Origin of the sequence: Pseudomonas sp. IT-196MI5 (genome assembly GCF_949767415.1) — a bacterium.
GTDB lineage: Bacteria > Pseudomonadota > Gammaproteobacteria > Pseudomonadales > Pseudomonadaceae > Aquipseudomonas.
Map to the genome: position 1 here is coordinate 510,390 of NZ_CATKPZ010000022.1, position 18,297 is coordinate 528,686.

The window sequence follows — 18,297 nt, forward strand, 5'->3', positions numbered from 1 at the left end:
ATAGTACCTGCCATTGCTTATCTGAAAGACTTTGTGCCAAAACCTAGGACATCCATGATTGCGTCAAAGAAAGAGGGCGGATTCAAAGTCGCTCGGGAATAGACCCTAAGGGCCTCTGCGAGTCCTGCGATCATACGACTTGCAGCCTCCTCCCCATATTTTTGGTACATGAGAACTTGGTTGTGCTCTGCCAGATCCCGTTGAACCTCGGTAAACGAATCGAAGCGTGTGCCAGTGTCCCAGTCTACGGCGACTGCGTAGTACTGCTCCCAAGTAGGCTCCAAGAATCTATTGCCCTTGGCATCGACGAGGGCGGTCGTAGGTTCAGTAGTTGGCGGATAGTCCCTCTCCGCAACTTTTGCAGCCCAGTCGAGCTGGTAGCCGCGATAAAAGTGAGCAGAATAAAGTCCAAGCAATGTTACGCTGACCCCAATCGCAGCGACGCGGATTGACCATCGCTTGATGAGAAAGCTCATACGCTGCTTTTTTTGTCGTCGCGCGGGCGCGCAAGCCTCTTCCTCCAAGTGGAGTGCCAGCATATCGATGTATTCAGCTTTAGCTTTTTGAAGGTCGCCCGCAGACTTGGCTAGTGCCCTGCCCCAAAGAGCATCTCGCCGTGTGCCACGCTCTATTTCGCGCAACGCCATACCGTAGAACTCGTTACTCCCTCTTCCTCGCATCCTGCAGCGCTCCCAATTTACCCGGGCCTATAAAAGGCTCTGAAGTATATGGCCATCCTGTCCGCCCATCCAGCGTGGATGAAAAGCCAGTGCCTGGTAGCTTGCGCGAACCAAGAGGTTTTGAGGCATGAACCCCGGCCTTGGTTTACATCCCAAGGTAGGTTTTTTTGGTTTCCCCCAGCGATGAGGAATGCCATCAGCGGACCATGGAAGGGGCACCCAAATCTGAACGACTGGATGTAGGTCTGATTTGCGTAGGCTGGAGTGGAGTCATCACACCGCCCCCAACGCATCCCCTCCCAACCTCTATTTAAACTGGATTTAAATCTGACTTGGCGGGCTCCCCGGTTGTGGTGACACCCTGGGGGGCTGAAGCAGGTACTATTTAATTGTGATCTCCGCTCGCCTTTAGCCCTGGCTGATAAAGTTCGCTTTGTATCAGGCGTCGAAGACAGGCCCTGAAGATACTGGGCGAGGAAATACCGCTGATGAGCGTTGGTACATTTCAAGGAATGTATTAAGAAAACGCGTCACCAAATCGTCGTCCGCTAGAGATGACATCAGCTCTTCGTCTGAGAGCTCATCGTCTTCCAGGCAATCACAAGCGTGATCCAGAATAAGCTGCCATTGCACATCTTGGTCATAAGTGATGCCGAACTTCACAGCAAGCCAAGCATACTCATCAGGCTTGCCCCCAAAGCCATCCTCCCCCCAGACACGATCCGTCTCCAGTAGAACTGCTCTGATTAACGTTTTCCTGCTCATAGTTAGCTCCTGGGATTACCTGACAAAACTGTTAAAGATTGAGACGGCGTCATGTTGCAAGAGGTACAGCTCCTTTTGCTGGGAAGCCGCCACCTTCGCGACCAAACGAATGGAGGTGGGTTGTATGCAGGTTGGTCAACCTGGGCGAAAGAAACCCGGCAGGCGCGAACGCCACCCACAAACAGCCGCCATAACTCGAAACGACAGGCACAAAAAAGGCGGCTGCATTCTTATGGGGCGCTTATGCGCCTTTTGCTTTATTGAGTGACCAAAGGGACGATCAGGGGATGATTTTCAACGAGCGCGATCAGCAGAGCATTTGCCTGGACGCTGCCTTGATTCGCTGCATTGCGCAGGCGTCCCCAGGCGGCTTTGACTTCGGCGCGGGTTGGTTTGGCCTGGTGGCCGCGGAGCTTGGTAGGAGTCGACATGATTTGTCCTCTATGAGCTGTAAAAGTCGTTCAAGGCTCACATTAGGCCTGATCTGAGCGTATATCCAGTGCTTTTAGGGTGCACTATATGTGCTACACACAACTGGATGAAACGGGACTGAAATAGTTGGTTTGCAGGGGATTGAGGAGGACGTTTTTGTTGCACTTTGTTGTTGGCACCCAAAATGATACATAGCCAAATGCTATTAGCCAGGCGGACTGATTTACTCTTAGGGTTATGGCTTTACATAAGGAGTGATCACGTGAAAGGCACAAATTTCAATTGGGACAAATTTGCTCAGAAGGCATCGTTTGATGAAGTGAGAGGGCTGCTGGTTCATGCTGGCCGGATACCCTCGATGTACAACCCGGAGCGTACTGAGTTGTATCTGTCGTCCATGGATCAGGCGGTAGGCGTCGATGACATTGAGCAGCTGAAAAACATTGCAAATGAGATCAAAGATTATCTCGAGAGCATTGGTTCCGGCTCTCTCAGTGATCTTCGGAAGATTGTCGACTTGCGAACAGATCACAATGAAATCAGCAATCTACTCTACGGGTTGGGCCAGGAATTTGAACCTTTGAACCTCTGAGGCACTGACACGCATCACGAAATCAACCCTCGGAGTTTTAGCTTGCACGGTTATTGTTGGATTTTCCGACGCTTTCAGCTGGTATTGAGCGAAATGGGCTCACTCTCAAAGTGATGGGTACGCCAAGCGATACAGAGCCGGGGTTTCGGCCCAGTTCTTCCTCAGATTGAAGGTGGAGGAGAGGAGACGTGGCCTCCCATTTCGATAGGTCAGGTGTCGCGGAGTCGATGTCGAGGTAAAGTCGGATTGCGGCTTTGGTTCGGATGGCTCAAATGTGAACGAGGATCACAATTGAATCGCGCCTGCTCCAGCCTGCTGTCACGCCACTTCGAACGATGGCATGAGCTAGTATCGCTAGGTACTCAATGGCCGTGCTGGAGCTCAAAGATATGGATATCCCCTCACCATTTGCTGGCCTTCATCTTGATCGAGAGCTCGTTTGTGAGTTTTTCGCTGTTTTCTCACGGTTTGAGTTTTCGCTTAAAGAGGCAGGGTATTGCAGGGAGGCTCGAGGTTTAGTTGAGCCCGCGTGGTGGAGGTATGCTGAAAAGGTGGCTGAGTTGGTGATCGTGGATCCGGGTTCGCCCCTTGAAGAGGACATTAGTTATCTTTGTGACGAGCCACCTTTGTTTCAGGTCAGTGCTCAGCGGTGGGAGCACCGGGCTTTGCATGGTGTTGGCAGGTTTGAGCAGGCGATAGATGCAGCAAAGCAAGTCAGGAACAATCTATTTCACGGTGGCAAACACACGCCACACTCACCGCCAGGGCGGGATAATAGATTGGTGAAGTCATCCTTAACTGTCCTGTACACGTGCCTCGAGGCTGATGCGGAAATACGGGACGTGTACATACAAAATCAATTTTGAACAGTTTCGAAACCGGAACTTTTCCAATCAGTGTGACCGAAATATTTCACTGAGACTAAAGCGCTTTACTGCCGCAATACACCCCTTCATGTGTTTTGCGTACTTTCCTTACTTCGATTCGTAATGACTCCCATTGCTAGGAGTTCTTTTACAACCTCCTCGGGAACTAGGGGCTTGCCGTCTCCCACGTGTTCTGCCAAATTTAGAAACCATTCGTATTTTGCAGAGTGCTGGGGATATTGTTCCCATAGCTGAGCAACCCGATTTTTCGCCGATGCGAACCAATAGTGATTGAATGGATTCACTACATTGAGGCCGTCGAAGTGCAAAAGGGGCGCTGAAAATTGCCCATCGCGAAATCTGGTAAACCATATGCCCAGCGGCACCTCAACCTCAGGTGATAGGACAACACCAGGCACTTTCACTGTCGATTCGAGATGCACAGCTCTAACCAAGGCGTCGCTGACTACAAAAAGATTCCCGTTGCTCCGATCTTCCCAGTACTTACCATAAGCAATCCCGCCCCTGATTAACCAGTTCTGCGTTAGGGTGGCAAACCACAGGCTCTGCACTGCATATAGAAGCGGAGGTAACTCATCACAAACGATGAGAATCGAGTCGGAGTAAACGGAAACATTGGCTTTTTCTGGGAATGGCCATTCTGAGATTCGTTTACTGAATTCCTTGTACAGAAGAATAGTTTGTTCGAACTGATTCTCCACTGCATGGGAGAATCCGAGTACGTCGCAGAAAGCGACATACTTATTGGGTATTGCATCATCAACGCCGAGCTGGTCTGGTTGTTCCATAGAGCGCCTTCTCCCTCTACGCGGTCTTGAAAAGCCTTTCCAATCCAGGAGCCGCAAAAATTGCCTGGTATGGCTTTTTAAAGTTTCTCCCCGGGAGCTATACGTGAACAGCACAAAACATCAGCCTCTAGCGTCACGCCCTGGCTCATCCTCTGCTACCCGAAACCGCCAATATCGATCCGGCTTCACCCAGACCACCGTGTCCTGAGTCAGCTTGCGGAAGGCGGCCAGCACTTGCTTACCGATCACCTGATTGCCGTCTGCGTTTTCGGCTAGCAATTCCTCCCGCTTAGCTTTCACCAGGTGGTCCACTACATCGTCTTGGTAGATGCACTCTTCCCGTTGGATCTGAGCGAGCATCCATTCTGCAACTGAGTCCGCGTCCATCAAACTCCCTCTGGGTTAGGCTCTACCAGTACTAAGCTATGGGGCCTAAATTCGCCTTGTTCAAGCTTCTTCCCTGCAAACCATTGGCAGGTAAAGATGTCGGAGGACGCGCGAAAACCTTTGACTGTCATATCAGGACCTCCCGACTTCAGTTTGACAATGTCCCCAATCGTAAACTCTATTTCTGTGCTCATTTCTTAGCCCTTCATGTATGCCGGGGGAAATTTCCCGAGCCTCACAGTAGCGGTGTGACAAATGGCTTTCAAGGAGGCTGGGTCGAGATTTTTACTGGGGCTCTCAGTGAGACCGAATCGTCTCACCGAGACTGATGCAACTCACTCAGACACGCCAAACCTAATATTTCTTATGGGAAAGTTAAGGGTGTAATAGTCATTATATTCTTCGCTGGCACCAGTAATTTTGAGGACGATTCGATGAAGGATGAGCTTCAGTAGCTTCGTATCTCTAATAAGAGAGATGTAGTCTCCATCGGCTAATTCATTGCCGTGGGCCGCGTCGTTGCGTCTTTGCCATGCGTTGAGCTCGGCGCTTCCCATATCCAAATTCAAATAGTCAAAAAAACGCTGTGACTTAACTTTCAAAGATACGGCATTGCCATTATCAAGTTTGTTTTGAAATGTCTTTTCAATCTCTGGTGTCAATTCAAAACCTTTCATAGCATCAAGCACTGCCCTTCTTAGAATCTTATATTCACTTTTTGGGATGATAAGATTATTGAAGCGAGTTCCCTCCCCGTCAATGTATTTCTTTTGAATCGTTTCAATAGCTGCTCCAAAGTATGCCGCAGCCATATGCACCGGCGCCGTTATTGCGTGCCAATAAACCCAGTTGAGAGAGCTAAGGCCAAAGCTGTTGTAGTTAGCAAAAAAAGAGCCTACCACTTGCTCAAGCTTGCCTTTGTCTAGCATATTGCTGCTCGCTGGCTCACAAATTGGCGCTGGTGCCATAACAGGCACGCTGAAAGCTCTGCCATCCATCGAATAGCCGTTTATCGCCTTGAAGTTGAGCAGCTTCAATTCCTCATTATATTTCGCATACCCCAAATTAACGATGGGGAAGCCAAGGGCGAAAGACAAACTATCTCTTATTCGCTTGCGAGTTTCTTCGTCTGGATTACCAATATACAGAATGTATCCCGGCTTAACATTGTCAAGTTCGGCTCCCAGCGTCGAAGAACCTAGTATCACCCGAAAACCGCCGACAGTAATGTCTAAGCAATTCCTTGACCCGCTCTCATTTGTGGAGGTCGCGGTCAAAGTCACAGGGTCAGCACCGTACCCGAAAATTCTAGTCGATACTTCCTGTGTCGAGTCTTTTACACCGTCGGGCCATAAGTAAGATCCCTTGTCAATATTAGCCAGCCAATCAAAAACATAAGTTACAGCACCTTCGGAGGAAGTAGTGCTCTCAAAATGATGCAGAGAACAAGTCTGAATCGTTTCATGCGTACCGTGTTGATGGTTCGTATGGCTTTTTGATCTCCTAATATCTACTCCAAAGGCACGAGCGGTTCCGCCACCAGGGCTGATAAAGTCCACAGCATCTTCATTCAAGCGCACGGTGCCTGGAGGATGCTCCTGTTCCCTCATGGTCGTGCCGTGCTGCGCAGATTTGGTCTCCATTACAAGGCGAAGGTTTTGATCCCTCCATACCCTCACACTGCGTACCGGGGACAATAGCTTGCCAGGATCGGAGACCCTGAAAAGGTTGTTTTCTACATACGACTCTAAGCGTTCCCATTCCCAGAACAACATGACGTTCTTCCTTGTGTCTACGATCAAGCCCGAAGGATAGCTGGTATCGTGATTTTCGATATAAGCAGATGCGCTTACTTTCACTGAGAGGTGTGCTCAGCTTTGAGCGCATTTACCCCCCATGACGCTTTCGGATGAGATGCGGTGGCGCAAAGAGTTGCCAAAATGGGCGAATGCTGCGGGAGCGGGCGACCGCCCTGAGTACGACCTGTGGTGTGGAGCAGGAAGGCATTGAATCAGGCGCTTTCGGCTCAGACGACCCGGGTGCTGATCGGCCTCGGCTAGAGGTTGAAGTCTAAGCAGACAAACAGCGAAAGCTTCGTAATAACCAAGGCACTACCCCGCAACAGGGTGGTGCCTTTTGCTGTGGACTGTCATCTGGGCCTGGCGAGTAATGACTGCTTTCAACGGCTGGTATGGTAGATATCTATAAGGGTGTATTGATTCGATACAGGAAGAATCGATTTAGTGGTATTGAATCAATACACGATGGGGCAGTTTCTGAACGCAACCGGACGGAACGGTACTTTCGGTTTTTCTACGTGTATTGATTCGATACCGCTACGTGTATTGATTCAATACCGGACTAATCCGAATTTGTCAGATCCCTTACGGTTTTCGGCGGGGTGGTAGTCGGGGATATTTCGAGTTCCTTCCCGGGACATTCGTCAATTGCATACCAGGAAAGCGCGTACAGCGCGCACCTTGACCCATGGCGGGAAAAATAGCTGGTGCGGGTCTGGATGATCCACCCCCCATTTAAGAGATCAGTCAGCGCCTTTTGCAGAATGTTCGGAGAGCTCACTCCCCACTCTTTTGCCATAGTGCGCGTGGCTGACAGATCGCCGTTGTTGTTGCCGTTGTACTGCATGTGCAATTCCATCAGCACCCCCCTGGCGGTAAAGCTCAGCGCACGATAGGGGGCAGACTGCCCCATCTGCCAAAGCATCATGGCAAATGGTTTGGCCTTGGGTTTGAACCCCTTTCTTTTTATCGCCATCAGCGGCTCACAGGCAGGCGCAAGAGGTCTCCGCAAATTACGGAGACCTCTGCGATCTCTGGATTACGACGCTTCGCGCATCAAGATGTACTTGGCCACCCGGTGCGGCGGGCGGCCTGGCTCGGTGGACTGATGCGTCCAGTAGGTGCGGATTTCGTGCCCCTTTTTCCTGAGGCGGCGAATGGTGTTTGGTGGCTGGACGATATCCAAATCCTTTGCCGCTTCGATGGTCGAAACTGGACCGTTTCGCAGCGCCTCCATCATCTTGCGGTCTTGCTCAGTTGAAGTATGGCGTGTCATAGTTTGCCCTCACGTTGGTGCTATCCAGTGTGTTTTCGCTAAGGCGGTGTTCGAGCACCGCCTTGGCAATCCTCCGCGCAGTCCTGCGCAATACTTCCCCTTTATTCTTTTCGTGTTTCACCGTGCGCCGGCCTTAGCTGCGCGCTCAATGAACACCTTCAGTTCGGACGCCAGTGCCAGGCGCCGTCGACCAATCTTGAAAGTCTTGATTTCGCCTTGGGCGATGAGCTCGTAAGTAGCAGAGCGCGAAATACCCAAAATGCGAGCAGATTCTTCGACGCTCACCGACAGCGGAGCCATTTGTTGCGGGGTTTGTTCCATGGTCGTATCCCTAAATTCCGGCACTGAAGAGGATGCCAGATGTTGCTAGGTTACAATGCATAAATCTAACAATGCAAGCAAATGCTATACAGTCTTGTACTTGCATGGATTGACAGTGGTTTGCGCGTCGAGCAAGCTGCACCTATCAGGTCGGCTGAACCGACCGCTACAGAACAGATGGAATGGTATGGCCACTAAGACGAGCAAGCGCACCGGCGAGACGAGCACAACAGTCAGTGTCGGGATCAGAATTGATCCGAAGATAAAGTTCGCTTTGGACATAATGGGGAGACTGCAAAAGCGCTCTTTGACAGCCGTAGTTGAGTGGGCAATTGCGCAGGCGATAGCCCAGCAATCTGTCGACTTTGATGGCAGTACTCTGTCCACTGTTCTCGATAAAATTTGGTCTACTGACGAGTCTTCAAGGCTAGTGCAATTGGCCATTCATATGCCTGAAGCCTTGACGTACGATGAGCTCAGGACCTGGGAAACCATCAAGGCGACTGAGCATTTTTGGCAGCGATACGCGGATGGATCGTGGTCAGCAGAACCATCTCGGCTGCTTGCATCGCGAGTACGCTCTAGCTGGAAAGAAATACTTGATCACGTTGAGAGGAACAAAGCGTCGCCGACTATATTGCCTATGACCGATGAAGATTTGATGCCTGACATTCCCTTCTAAATGAGCTCCACCGCCGCCGCCTTGGTACCCGGCGCTAAGTGGGCATACCTGAGCGTCATTTTGATATCGGCGTGCCCTAGCAGATCCCGTACCGTGTTGAGCGGTACGCCCGCCATAACAAGGCGTGACGCGAAGTCGTGACGCATATCGTGCCAGCGAAAGCCGTCGATCTTGGCTCGTTCAAGCAACTTGAGCCAGGCGCTTTTAACATCCTCTAGGCGGCCCCCTCCCTGGCTCGGGAAAACATACCGGGACTTCCCGACCTGCTTTTTCCAATCCTCCAGTACGCCGAAGGTTTCCTTGTTCATGGGGATATGTCGTGTGTCACTCGTTTTAGTGGTGGTACCGGCGGCGGTGATTGTCTTAGTGTCGAAGTTCACCGCTGACCATTTCAGGTCGAACAGTTCACCGCGCCTCATCCCAGTATTCAGCGACACCAGCACCATCGGCTTCAGGTGGTCGGTGAAGGGAAGCAGTAGCAAGCTTGGCATCAGCTCTTTGCCGCGGTCTTCCCGCCACTTGTTGGCTGTCTCGCGCTCGGCCCGCGCTTCGTCTTGGCGCGAGTCCAGAGCTTCGCGTAGTCGTTTGGTCTCATCCTGGTCCAGGTATCGAACCTTACCCATTGAGTCGACCTTGAGCTGCTTAAGCTTGGCTAGCGGATGTGTGGCGATGTACTCCCATTCAACGGCCCGGCTGAATACTCCACTGATCGAGCCCATTTTTCTATTTACTGTCGAAGGCTTGTTGCCGGCCTGCATCCATCCGGTGCGGATCTGCTCAAGGTCGCGGCCTGTGATTGAGTCGATCCGTTGAGGCATTATCGGCAAGAAATTGTTGTCGAGCGTGTGCAGGGTTTTCTCATGCCCTTTGTGGTGAGTCTTGAACCACGGCATATAGGTGTGGTCGATGAAGTCGCGCAAGGAGGGCAGGGCGGCACCCTTGCGACCTTGAGACACTGCCAAGGGCTCGCCGTGCTTTCTGGCGTCTGCTAGGTATTGCGTTGCTTCTTGGCGAGCCTGATCTAATGTGAGAATGCCAACCCGGCCCAAGGTCTTCTTGCGGCCTCTAGCCCAAGTCACCACATAAGATCGCGCACCCGCCGCGGTGACCCGCACGAATAGACCGGTTATGGTTGTGTCATGGACTTCATATTCCCGGCCAGTTACCTGCAAGCTGGACAGTAGTTTGGCGGTTAGCTTCTCTTTCACTTTGTTTCCATGGGTGCATGGTGGGTGCAAAAGGAACTATACGGCGCCGTTTTCTCGGACGCAACCGGACTGGAGGCCTGATAAATACTGGCCTTCTCCTTTCTTTGCTATGCGTAAATTGACCCTCCTAAGGGGAAGGCTGGCAGTTCGAACCTGCCCTGGGACACCATATTTCGCAGCTCCCCCGCCTGTTTCAACACTTCATTTTCATGACCTGTAGATAAAGTTCGACAAATCCTGGTGCCTGGGATTGATCGAATCCATCAACCCTGCCTCCGCGACTTTCCTTCTCCCCTCCCAAGTAGTCTGAAACTCCCATCCCGCCTGGGAGTATCGGCCGATGTGCATCGTCCGGTGCTTGTTCATAGTTGTGACCAATAGATCAGAAAATGGTCCAAGGTCGACCCCCGATGACTGGACCCGCTCAGGAGAAAGTCATGTCTATGCGCAAGAAAATCTCATCGCTAACCAATGACCTGGCCAATAACGCCGGTGACCATCCTTCCCCCGTCAGCCACGACTGGACGTTTACCTACATTCCGACCGTCACCACCGACCTTGGAGACTACGCCCCCGGCAGCACCGCCATCATCACGGCCAGCGGTTTCGCCGCCGGCAGCACCGTGACGCTCGAAGTGGACCACGCCGTCGGTGCCGGCGCGGATGGTGTGTGGGGTACATCCGACGACGTACTCAATACCAATATGGGCGCGGGGCACGAGCCCTGGTCCGTGACCGACGGCGGTGTCGGCGATCTCGACGGCCAGGTCAACGGCAGCGTCACCACCTCGTGGTACGTGAATCCCGACGACTCGGCAGGCGCGACGTTTCTGCTCACTGCGACCTCTGCGGGCGCCGACGGTGTGCTCGGCACCGCTGACGACGCCGTGGCGACAGCGTCCTTTACGGACAGTGTTTTGAGCGTCGTGGCGACCGGCGAGGACGTGACCCTGGACGAAACGGCCGGGTTGCAGAACGGCACGGCCACTCCAGGCCCCGTGGGAGACGCTGACGACAACGACATTCTGGTGACGTCCCTGCCCACGACCTTCGCTAGCCGTTTGACTGGACTTGGAGCAGGCACCGCAACGGGTGCGGCCTTGAGCGGCTATACCGGTGTCGCGGGCAATACGGGCAGCAATGCGTTCACCATCACCTCTGCACCCGGAGCCAGCATTACCGATGTCAGCTTCGTCGACAGCACTGGCGCACCGCTCAGTGGCGTGGTCAGCGGGCTGTCTACCCTCGACGGCATCAGCATCCTTCTCTATACGGATACGAACAACAACATCGTTCTGGGCCGAGCCGGGAGCGCAAGCGGCGCGATCGTGTTCGCAGCCTATATAGAAGAAACCGGATCGCCGGTCACGGGCGGCAAGATCTGGACCGTTGAGTACCAACCGCTGCTGCATACAAATACTGCGAACGCCGATGATTCGCTCAATCTTCTGAATAAGATTTTCATCGGAGCCAGCCAGGACATGGAGTTCAGCCTGGCCAGTGCACCCTCAGGTCAGAACCTCTTTCTGATGTTTACGACGGCGACCCCGACTGTTGTCAACGACGGTGGTGTGTTGCGGATCACGGACCCCACCATCATCGCCACCGGCAAGGACCCAGCAGACCAGTCAAGCGGCGCGAATATCACCACTGGCGACACGATCAATACCAGCCAGGCGGGTGGGCCGACCACCTTCGGCACCAACAATCAGATGATTACGGAACAGGAAGGTATCCGTTTTTCGTTCGTCACGGGTGCCAGGCAGAATGTGACCATTCCCAACCTGGATCAGAACGAAGCCGATATTGAATCCAACGTCGACTTTACCGGCGTCTTCAATGCGAAGTCGGCCAGTTTCGACGTCGTGCAGTTGCAAAGCGGCAAGAGTGCTGTGGTAAAAATCAGCGCATTCAGCACCGCGTCTGAACCTGGCGTGAATTTCATCAACGGATATGTCGGTGATACGTCGGTTGAAATCACCAATATTCGCGTCATCAATAAAAGCACCGGGCAGGTGCTCGAGAACTCAGACGGATCGGTGAATAGCCCGAGCATTGTCATCAGTACGGTTGGCGGGGTTGCAACCATCACCGGCGTTTTGGCCGGCTACCAGATTCAATACACCACAACGTCGGATCACAACCGCGTACTCGTCGAGAACGGGGCGGCCGTCGACGCCAAGGGCAATAACCACGCCGATTTTGATATCGGTGGCTTCAAGTTGGTCCAGGCCTCTATTACAACAGCCGAAATCGGCTCCAAGATCATCTTCGACGACGATGGGCCGAGCATCAGCACTACCGGCACGGAGCCGACGCTGACCGTGGACGAAACGGCACTGGCGACCAACGCCACCCAGAGCTTTGCCGCCAACTTCAACTCGGCGTTTGGCGCCGATGGTGCCGGCACGCTGACCTATGCGTTGGGCGTGGTGGCCGGAGCCTCCGGGTTGACGGACACGGCCACGGGCGAGGCGGTGAACCTGTCGCTCAATGGCGCCGTGGTGGAAGGCCATACGGCCCTCACCAACCAACTGGTGTTCACGGTCAGCGTGGCTGCCAATGGCAGTGTCACGCTCGACCAGATCCGCGCCGTGGTGCACGCCAACACAACCAATCCCGATGATTCGACGAGTCTGACCTCGGACAATCTGGTGACACTGACGGCAACCAAGACCGACAGGGATGGCGACAGCGCCCGGGCGACGCTGAACATCGGGCAGAATCTGGTGTTCAAGGACGATGGGCCAAGCATCACCACCACCGGCACGGAACCGACGCTGACGGTGGATGAGACGGTACTGACGACCGACGCCAGCCAGAGCTTTGCCGCCAACTTCAACTCGGCGTTTGGTGCCGATGGGGCCGGTACCCTGACCTATGCACTGGGCGTGGTGGCGGGAGTCTCCGGGCTGACCGACACGGCCACCGGCGAGGTGGTGAGCCTGTCGCTCAATGGCGCCGTGGTGGAAGGCCATACGGCCATCACCCACCAGTTAGTGTTCACGGTCAGCGTGGCGGCCAATGGCAGCGTCACGCTCGACCAGAGCCGCGCCGTGGCGCATCCCGACGCCACCAATCCCGATGATTCGACGACTCTGACCACGGACAACCTGGTGACGCTGACGGCAACCAAGACCGACGGGGACGGCGACAGCGCCCAGGCGACGCTGAACATCGGGCAGAACCTGGTGTTCAAGGACGACGGACCGAGCATCAGCGCCACCGGCACGGAGCCGACGTTGACCGTGGACGAGACAGTACTGGCGACCAACGCCACCCAGAGCTTTGCCGCCAACTTCAACTCGGCGTTTGGCGCCGATGGGGCGGGCACGCTGACCTATGCGCTGGGCGTGGAGGTCGGAGCTTCTGGGCTGACGGACACGGCCACGGGCGAGGCGGTGAACCTGTCGCTCAATGGCACGGTGGTGGAAGGCCATACGGCCATCACCCACCAGCTGGTGTTCACGGTCAGCGTGGCGGCCAATGGCAGTGTCACGCTCGACCAGATTCGGGCCGTGGTGCATCCCGACGCAACCAATCCCGATGATTCGACGACTCTGACCTCGGACAACCTGGTGACGCTGACGGCGACCAAGACCGACGGGGACGGTGACAGCGCCCGGGCGACCCTCAATATCGGGCAGAACCTGGTGTTCAAGGACGACGGACCGAGCATCAGTACCACCGGCGTGGAACCGACGCTGACGGTGGACGAGACAGTACTGATCACCAATGATACCCAGAGCTTCGCCGCCAATTTCAATTCAGAGTTTGGTGCCGATGGGGCCGGTACCCTGACCTATGCACTGGGCGTGGTGGCGGGAGCCTCCGGGCTGATCGACACGGCCACCGGCGAGGTGGTGAACCTGTCGCTCAATGGCGCCGTGGTCGAAGGCCGCACGGCTACGGATAACCTGCTGGTGTTCACGGTCAGTGTGGCGGCCAATGGCAGCGTCACGCTCGACCAGAGCCGCGCCGTGGTGCATCCCGACGCCAGCAATCCGGATGATTCGACGACTCTGACCTCGGACAACCTGGTGACACTGACGGCGACCAAGACCGACGGGGACGGCGACAGCACCCAGGCGACGCTGAACATCGGGCAGAACCTGGTGTTCAAAGACGACGGGCCGAGCATCACCACCACCGGCACGGAGCCGACGCTGACGGTGGACGAAACGGCACTGGCGACCAACGACACCCAGAGCTTCGCCGCCAATTTCAATTCAGAGTTTGGTGCCGATGGTGCGGGCACGCTGACCTATGCGCTGGGCGTAGTGGCGGGAGCCTCCGGGCTGATCGACACGGCCACGGGCGATGTGGTGAACCTGTCGCTCAACGGCACGGTGGTGGAAGGGCGTACGGCCACAGACAACCTGCTGGTGTTCACGGTCAGCGTGGCAGCCGATGGCAGCGTCACACTGGATCAGGTCCGCGCGGTGGTGCATCCCGACGCCAGCAATCCGGATGATTCGACGACTCTGACCTCGGACAACCTGGTGACGCTGACCGCGACCGTTACCGACAAGGACGGCGACAGCGCCCAGGCGACGCTGAACATCGGGCAGAACCTGGTGTTCAAGGACGACGGGCCGAGCATCACCACCACCGGGGTGGAACCGACGCTGACAGTGGACGAGACGGTACTGGCGACCAACGCGACCCAGAGCTTTGCCGCCAACTTCAACCCGGCGTTTGGCGCTGATGGGGCCGGTACCCTGACCTATGCACTGGGCGTGGTGGCGGGGGCCTCCGGGCTGACCGACACGGCCACGGGCCAGGCGGTGAACCTGTCGCTCAACGGCGCGGTGGTCGAAGGGCGTACGGCCCTCAGTAGCCTGCTGGTGTTCACGGTCAGCGTCGCTGCCAATGGCAGCGTCACGCTGGACCAGCTCCGGGCCGTGGTGCATGCCAACACCAGCAATCCGGATGACTCGACAAGCCTGACCTCGGACAACCTGGTGACGCTGACCGCGACCGTTACTGACAAGGAGGGCGACAGCGCCCAGGCGACGCTGAACATCGGGCAGAACCTGGTGTTCAAGGACGACGGGCCGAGCATCACCACCACCGGCACGGAACCGACGCTGACCGTGGACGAGACGCTGCTGGCGACCAACGCGACCCAGAGCTTTGCCGCCAACTTCAACTCGGCGTTTGGCGCCGATGATGCGGGGACGCTGACCTATGCGCTGGGCGTGGTGGCGGGAGCCTCCGGGTTGACCGACACGGCCTCGGGCGAGGCGGTGAACCTGTCGCTCAATGGAAGCGTGGTCGAAGGCCACACGGCCACGGGCAATCTGCTGGTGTTCACCGTCAGCGTAGCCGCCAATGGCAGCGTCACGCTCGACCAGCTCCGGGCCGTGGTGCATGCCAACACCACCAATCCGGATGACTCGACAAGCCTGGCCTCGGACAACCTGGTGACACTGACCGCGATCAAGACCGACGGGGACGGCGACAGTGCCCAGGCGACGCTGAACATCGGGCAGAACCTGGTGTTCAAGGACGACGGGCCGGCACTCAGTTTCGGCAACCTGATCGGGACCGGTAGCGTCCTTGCGCAATCCGGGTTCTGGAATATGGCGACGGGAGCCGACGGGCTGGGTGCAGCCGGTCTGGATATCTCGTTGGTCAATGACCAGTTCACCCTCGTCAGGCCAGACAACACGACGATGACCGGGACCGGCACGCTCCACGAGCTGTCGCCATCGCCGGATGTCAATGGCGCGTACCAGTTCGCAGGATCCTTGACCGGTGATTTCGACAACAACGCGGCAACGGCGAATACCACGGTCGACTACACGCTGACTGCCTATGCCGATGGCCACTATGCACTGGATCTGGTGCAAGGCTTCAGTTCGACCATCGTGCTCAGCAGTGCCGACGGCTCACTCACTGCCGGCGGCCCGGACTCGGTGCGCACATTGTTGATTCCGCTGACGAGTAACCCGGCTATTCCTTCGGCATCCGAAGAGATCGTGTTCTTTTCCGCGAAGGCGCTGGCGTCGACTTCGGACATCCTGACCGGCATCGGGCTCGGAGCACCCGACCCCACCGAAGCCACGCTGCAGACCAACCCCCTGCCGTCGTATATAGACCCGGCGGCCATGAACGTCAGCACGTCCGGCATTGGCGTCGCCAATAACCTTTTCCAGGGAGATAACCTGGCGGCCATCAGCGCCGCCGATGAAAGTTTCGTCATCAATCCGGAGAGCCTGCTGACGGGCATGAAGGTCTTTATCGACAACTCCGTGGCGGGATACAACACGGCGACCGAGGACCTGTACTACCGGATCTACTACGAGGATGGCACGTTTTCGAACCGCGTCGAAGTGAACACCCTGACTCCGGAGGCCGGCGGACAGGTGTCCTTCCTCATTGAGAAGGAGGGCTCGGCGCTGATCGACGCTGTTCAGCTGACGATGGGCCGGGGCGAGATCAAGATCCCGGTGATCCAGTTCCTTCAGCAGAGCGAGAGCCTGGCCAGCGATGTCCAGCTGGCATTCAGCGCGACGCTGACGGACAAGGATGGGGACTCGGCGACGAGTACGTTTGATGCCAACCTGTTCGCCAATGATCCGAACAACGCACTCTTCGACTTCACGCTGGCTGGCACGATCGCCAAGCAGGATGCGTTCAACGTCGATCTGGCAGTCAATGAGAACCGGTACCAGGTCACCGGCTTCGATACGGGGTCAGGCGTGCAAGACAAGCTGATGCTTAACGGCGACCCGAACGCTGTTGTCCAGTCGATCAACAACACCGGCGCGGACAGCGTCGTGACGGTTGCCGAGTCTGGCGGACAGGCAACGACCATCACCGTGGTCGGGGCCCACGTTGAGAGTACCGACATCTTTTTTGGCAGCGCCTGAAGCATTGCGCGCGTAAACGAATGTGAGGGTGGCGCAGGAAACCACCCTCGCATCTTTTTTGCGGTTCTGATGCGAAATTCCCGTGATCGCATGCGCTGTGAACTGGCGAGCAGCACAAGGCTTGAAGAACGCGGCGGGTAGGTACAGATTGGTGTGGCAGGATTTACCGAGAGCGACATCAGTATTGCGGGGGCACTCTGTCCCGGTCCACCGACAAGGACGGCGAAGCGGTGACGGCCTACTCCCTGAAAGTGAGGGGCAGACCGGTTTGTATCGACTTGAAATTCAATCCAGTTCCACCCAGGCGGACTCGGCCGATGCTTCGTTGGTGAGCCCGTGTTTCAGCGCATACATCAGCAAGTCGATGCGGTTGATGAGATCAAGCTTTTGATAGATGTTGCTGAGGTGGTTGTGCACGGTGTGCTCGCTGATCCCCAGGCGCCCGGCGATGCTTACATATTTGGCGGACGGTTCGCCCACGATGGCGCGAATCAGTTCTCTCTCGCGCAGCGTCAACCGTGCCTGTTTCGCCTGCTCTCGATTGCATTTCAAGGGTATATGCCCGGTGGTGGCATAGCCGGAAAGTCCGCCAGCCCAGGCTCTGTCCATTGCGAAGTCGTTATGGTGGACCTTGAGGATGGCCTGGATAATCGATTCCGTCGGGTCTTCCGCCAGTACGATGCCACGAGCGCCGGCCTCTATCGCTTGGGCAACGGGGACGACTTCGTACAGGCCCTTGAGCAGCAGTACTTTCATTTCGGCGCTACGGGTGAGTCCCGCGACGACATCCAGAGAATTCAGTGCATCCGGAAAGAAACTGAAAAAAATCACATCGGGCCGCAGCTGATCGGCAAGATCCAGCGCCTGGGTATAGGTGGTGGCCTGTGCCGTCACTTCCATCCGGGGCTTTCGGGCATTGATCAAGTCGCGAAGGCCCATGAGCACGAGGGGGCGACAATCGATCAGCATTACGCCAATTGACTCTTTTTGGTCAGTCATGATCTTCCTGACCCCTTGAAAAACCAGCGATGGCCTCCACCCGCAGGCCTACCCGGGACAGCAATTTGCTCGCCAGGTCGGCGTGATTGAAGGACGGATTAGAACGCCGGGAGGCCATGATGACGCCCGCCCAGGCATTGGCAACCACTGACCCCGGGGCCATCTCCATCAGCAGCGCTGGTGCGCGGGGCGAACGTTTCCAGAAGGCAGCCAGAGCCCGGGAGAGAAGGTCAATACGAATAATTATCAGTGGTTTACACATGATGATGTGCTCCCTCCCGGCTATCAACTGATTCTAGGTCAGCCCGGAGTGCTGCCAGCCTGCCCATCCGTCAGGTCCCCGATAGCGACCCGGTGCGGAGAGGCCTGAGCGATGTTCTCAAGGGGGAGAGTAACCCTCGAAAATCAAGGAATTAGGCTCGCCAGAGGTGGCAAGTGGCCAATGTCTGATCCTGATCAGCATCGTCAATTAATCGACGAGTGGCGTGAAGTTAGGAGTTCTAATTTCAGAGTAGTCAATTTATCGGCGGATCCTGCCTGGCCGAGTCACCGGCAAGCCAGGGCTTGGGGAGGTCTGCCGACGACCTGCATGGCAACCCGGTG

The 18,297-nt window shown here is 55.8% G+C and carries 16 protein-coding genes; 3 read left to right on the top strand and 13 right to left on the bottom strand.

Translation table 11 applies throughout. The annotated features are described in order from the left end of the window. Window positions 1-17: 17 nt before the first annotated feature. The 3 genes from ACM6IK_RS16655 to ACM6IK_RS16665 all read right to left on the bottom strand — a co-directional run bounded on the left by ACM6IK_RS16655 (window position 18) and on the right by ACM6IK_RS16665 (window position 1,876). Complete coding sequence (locus ACM6IK_RS16655; protein WP_414875187.1) at window positions 18-647, bottom strand: hypothetical protein; 630 nt, start codon at window positions 645-647, stop codon at window positions 18-20. Window positions 648-1,118: 471 nt separating this feature from the next. Beyond that, window positions 1,119-1,445 (bottom strand): hypothetical protein, encoded by a 327-nt coding sequence (locus tag ACM6IK_RS16660; protein ID WP_414875188.1) that lies wholly within the window; start codon window positions 1,443-1,445, stop codon window positions 1,119-1,121. Between the two features lie 257 nt (window positions 1,446-1,702). After that, on the bottom strand, window positions 1,703-1,876 hold the full coding sequence (locus tag ACM6IK_RS16665; protein WP_414875189.1) for a hypothetical protein: 174 nt from the start codon (window positions 1,874-1,876) through the stop codon (window positions 1,703-1,705). A 263-nt stretch (window positions 1,877-2,139) separates the two neighbouring features. Here ACM6IK_RS16665 and ACM6IK_RS16670 point away from each other — a divergent pair, with 263 nt between their 5' ends. Next, on the top strand, window positions 2,140-2,469 hold the full coding sequence (locus ACM6IK_RS16670; RefSeq protein ID WP_414875190.1) for a hypothetical protein: 330 nt from the start codon (window positions 2,140-2,142) through the stop codon (window positions 2,467-2,469). 952 nt (window positions 2,470-3,421) lie between these two features. Here ACM6IK_RS16670 and ACM6IK_RS16675 read toward each other — a convergent pair. The 7 genes from ACM6IK_RS16675 to ACM6IK_RS16705 all read right to left on the bottom strand — a co-directional run bounded on the left by ACM6IK_RS16675 (window position 3,422) and on the right by ACM6IK_RS16705 (window position 7,927). Then, window positions 3,422-4,144 carry a hypothetical protein gene (locus ACM6IK_RS16675; RefSeq protein ID WP_414875191.1) on the bottom strand — a complete coding sequence of 241 codons (723 nt, stop codon included), beginning with the start codon at window positions 4,142-4,144 and terminating at the stop codon, window positions 3,422-3,424. Window positions 4,145-4,264: 120 nt separating this feature from the next. Continuing rightward, complete coding sequence (locus ACM6IK_RS16680) at window positions 4,265-4,531, bottom strand: DUF6953 family protein (RefSeq protein ID WP_414875192.1); 267 nt, start codon at window positions 4,529-4,531, stop codon at window positions 4,265-4,267. Next, on the bottom strand, window positions 4,531-4,725 hold the full coding sequence (locus tag ACM6IK_RS16685) for a YodC family protein (RefSeq protein ID WP_414875193.1): 195 nt from the start codon (window positions 4,723-4,725) through the stop codon (window positions 4,531-4,533). The genes ACM6IK_RS16680 and ACM6IK_RS16685 overlap by 1 nt, the downstream gene beginning before the upstream one ends. Window positions 4,726-4,866: 141 nt before the next feature. Then, on the bottom strand, window positions 4,867-6,306 hold the full coding sequence (locus ACM6IK_RS16690; protein ID WP_414875194.1) for a hypothetical protein: 1,440 nt from the start codon (window positions 6,304-6,306) through the stop codon (window positions 4,867-4,869). 586 nt (window positions 6,307-6,892) lie between these two features. Continuing rightward, a complete protein-coding gene (locus ACM6IK_RS16695; RefSeq protein WP_414875195.1) occupies window positions 6,893-7,306 on the bottom strand; it encodes a hypothetical protein in 414 nt (137 codons plus the stop codon). Between the two features lie 63 nt (window positions 7,307-7,369). Beyond that, window positions 7,370-7,606 carry a helix-turn-helix domain-containing protein gene (locus ACM6IK_RS16700; RefSeq protein WP_414875196.1) on the bottom strand — a complete coding sequence of 79 codons (237 nt, stop codon included), beginning with the start codon at window positions 7,604-7,606 and terminating at the stop codon, window positions 7,370-7,372. A gap of 117 nt (window positions 7,607-7,723) precedes the next feature. Beyond that, entirely contained in the window at window positions 7,724-7,927 is a 204-nt protein-coding gene (locus tag ACM6IK_RS16705) for a helix-turn-helix domain-containing protein (protein ID WP_305483389.1), read from the bottom strand. A 187-nt stretch (window positions 7,928-8,114) separates the two neighbouring features. Between ACM6IK_RS16705 and ACM6IK_RS16710 the strand changes: the two genes are divergently transcribed. Then, a complete protein-coding gene (locus ACM6IK_RS16710) occupies window positions 8,115-8,609 on the top strand; it encodes a hypothetical protein (RefSeq protein ID WP_414875197.1) in 495 nt (164 codons plus the stop codon). Here ACM6IK_RS16710 and ACM6IK_RS16715 read toward each other — a convergent pair. After that, window positions 8,606-9,817 (bottom strand): tyrosine-type recombinase/integrase, encoded by a 1,212-nt coding sequence (locus ACM6IK_RS16715; RefSeq protein ID WP_414875198.1) that lies wholly within the window; start codon window positions 9,815-9,817, stop codon window positions 8,606-8,608. The genes ACM6IK_RS16710 and ACM6IK_RS16715 overlap by 4 nt on opposite strands. Before the next feature lie 437 nt (window positions 9,818-10,254). Here ACM6IK_RS16715 and ACM6IK_RS16720 point away from each other — a divergent pair, with 437 nt between their 5' ends. After that, a complete protein-coding gene (locus tag ACM6IK_RS16720; protein WP_414875199.1) occupies window positions 10,255-16,695 on the top strand; it encodes a DUF5801 repeats-in-toxin domain-containing protein in 6,441 nt (2,146 codons plus the stop codon). Between the two features lie 285 nt (window positions 16,696-16,980). Here ACM6IK_RS16720 and ACM6IK_RS16725 read toward each other — a convergent pair whose 3' ends face one another. Continuing rightward, entirely contained in the window at window positions 16,981-17,694 is a 714-nt protein-coding gene (locus ACM6IK_RS16725) for a response regulator transcription factor (RefSeq protein ID WP_414875200.1), read from the bottom strand. Next, window positions 17,687-17,956 carry a hypothetical protein gene (locus ACM6IK_RS16730; protein WP_414875201.1) on the bottom strand — a complete coding sequence of 90 codons (270 nt, stop codon included), beginning with the start codon at window positions 17,954-17,956 and terminating at the stop codon, window positions 17,687-17,689. The genes ACM6IK_RS16725 and ACM6IK_RS16730 overlap by 8 nt, the downstream gene beginning before the upstream one ends. Between the last annotated feature and the right edge of the window lie 341 nt (window positions 17,957-18,297).

What these genes read in the sequence shown, in the direction of transcription:
- ACM6IK_RS16655 (WP_414875187.1), bottom strand. Translation starts at nt 647, where the DNA reads ATGGCGTTGCGCGAAATAGAGCGTGGCACACGGCGAGATGCTCTTTGG.
- ACM6IK_RS16660 (WP_414875188.1), bottom strand. Translation starts at nt 1,445, where the DNA reads ATGAGCAGGAAAACGTTAATCAGAGCAGTTCTACTGGAGACGGATCGT.
- ACM6IK_RS16665 (WP_414875189.1), bottom strand. Translation starts at nt 1,876, where the DNA reads ATGTCGACTCCTACCAAGCTCCGCGGCCACCAGGCCAAACCAACCCGC.
- ACM6IK_RS16675 (WP_414875191.1), bottom strand. Translation starts at nt 4,144, where the DNA reads ATGGAACAACCAGACCAGCTCGGCGTTGATGATGCAATACCCAATAAG.
- ACM6IK_RS16680 (WP_414875192.1), bottom strand. Translation starts at nt 4,531, where the DNA reads ATGGACGCGGACTCAGTTGCAGAATGGATGCTCGCTCAGATCCAACGG.
- ACM6IK_RS16685 (WP_414875193.1), bottom strand. Translation starts at nt 4,725, where the DNA reads ATGAGCACAGAAATAGAGTTTACGATTGGGGACATTGTCAAACTGAAG.
- ACM6IK_RS16690 (WP_414875194.1), bottom strand. Translation starts at nt 6,306, where the DNA reads ATGTTGTTCTGGGAATGGGAACGCTTAGAGTCGTATGTAGAAAACAAC.
- ACM6IK_RS16695 (WP_414875195.1), bottom strand. Translation starts at nt 7,306, where the DNA reads ATGGCGATAAAAAGAAAGGGGTTCAAACCCAAGGCCAAACCATTTGCC.
- ACM6IK_RS16700 (WP_414875196.1), bottom strand. Translation starts at nt 7,606, where the DNA reads ATGACACGCCATACTTCAACTGAGCAAGACCGCAAGATGATGGAGGCG.
- ACM6IK_RS16705 (WP_305483389.1), bottom strand. Translation starts at nt 7,927, where the DNA reads ATGGAACAAACCCCGCAACAAATGGCTCCGCTGTCGGTGAGCGTCGAA.
- ACM6IK_RS16710 (WP_414875197.1), top strand. Translation starts at nt 8,115, where the DNA reads ATGGCCACTAAGACGAGCAAGCGCACCGGCGAGACGAGCACAACAGTC.
- ACM6IK_RS16720 (WP_414875199.1), top strand. Translation starts at nt 10,255, where the DNA reads ATGTCTATGCGCAAGAAAATCTCATCGCTAACCAATGACCTGGCCAAT.
- ACM6IK_RS16725 (WP_414875200.1), bottom strand. Translation starts at nt 17,694, where the DNA reads ATGACTGACCAAAAAGAGTCAATTGGCGTAATGCTGATCGATTGTCGC.
- ACM6IK_RS16730 (WP_414875201.1), bottom strand. Translation starts at nt 17,956, where the DNA reads ATGTGTAAACCACTGATAATTATTCGTATTGACCTTCTCTCCCGGGCT.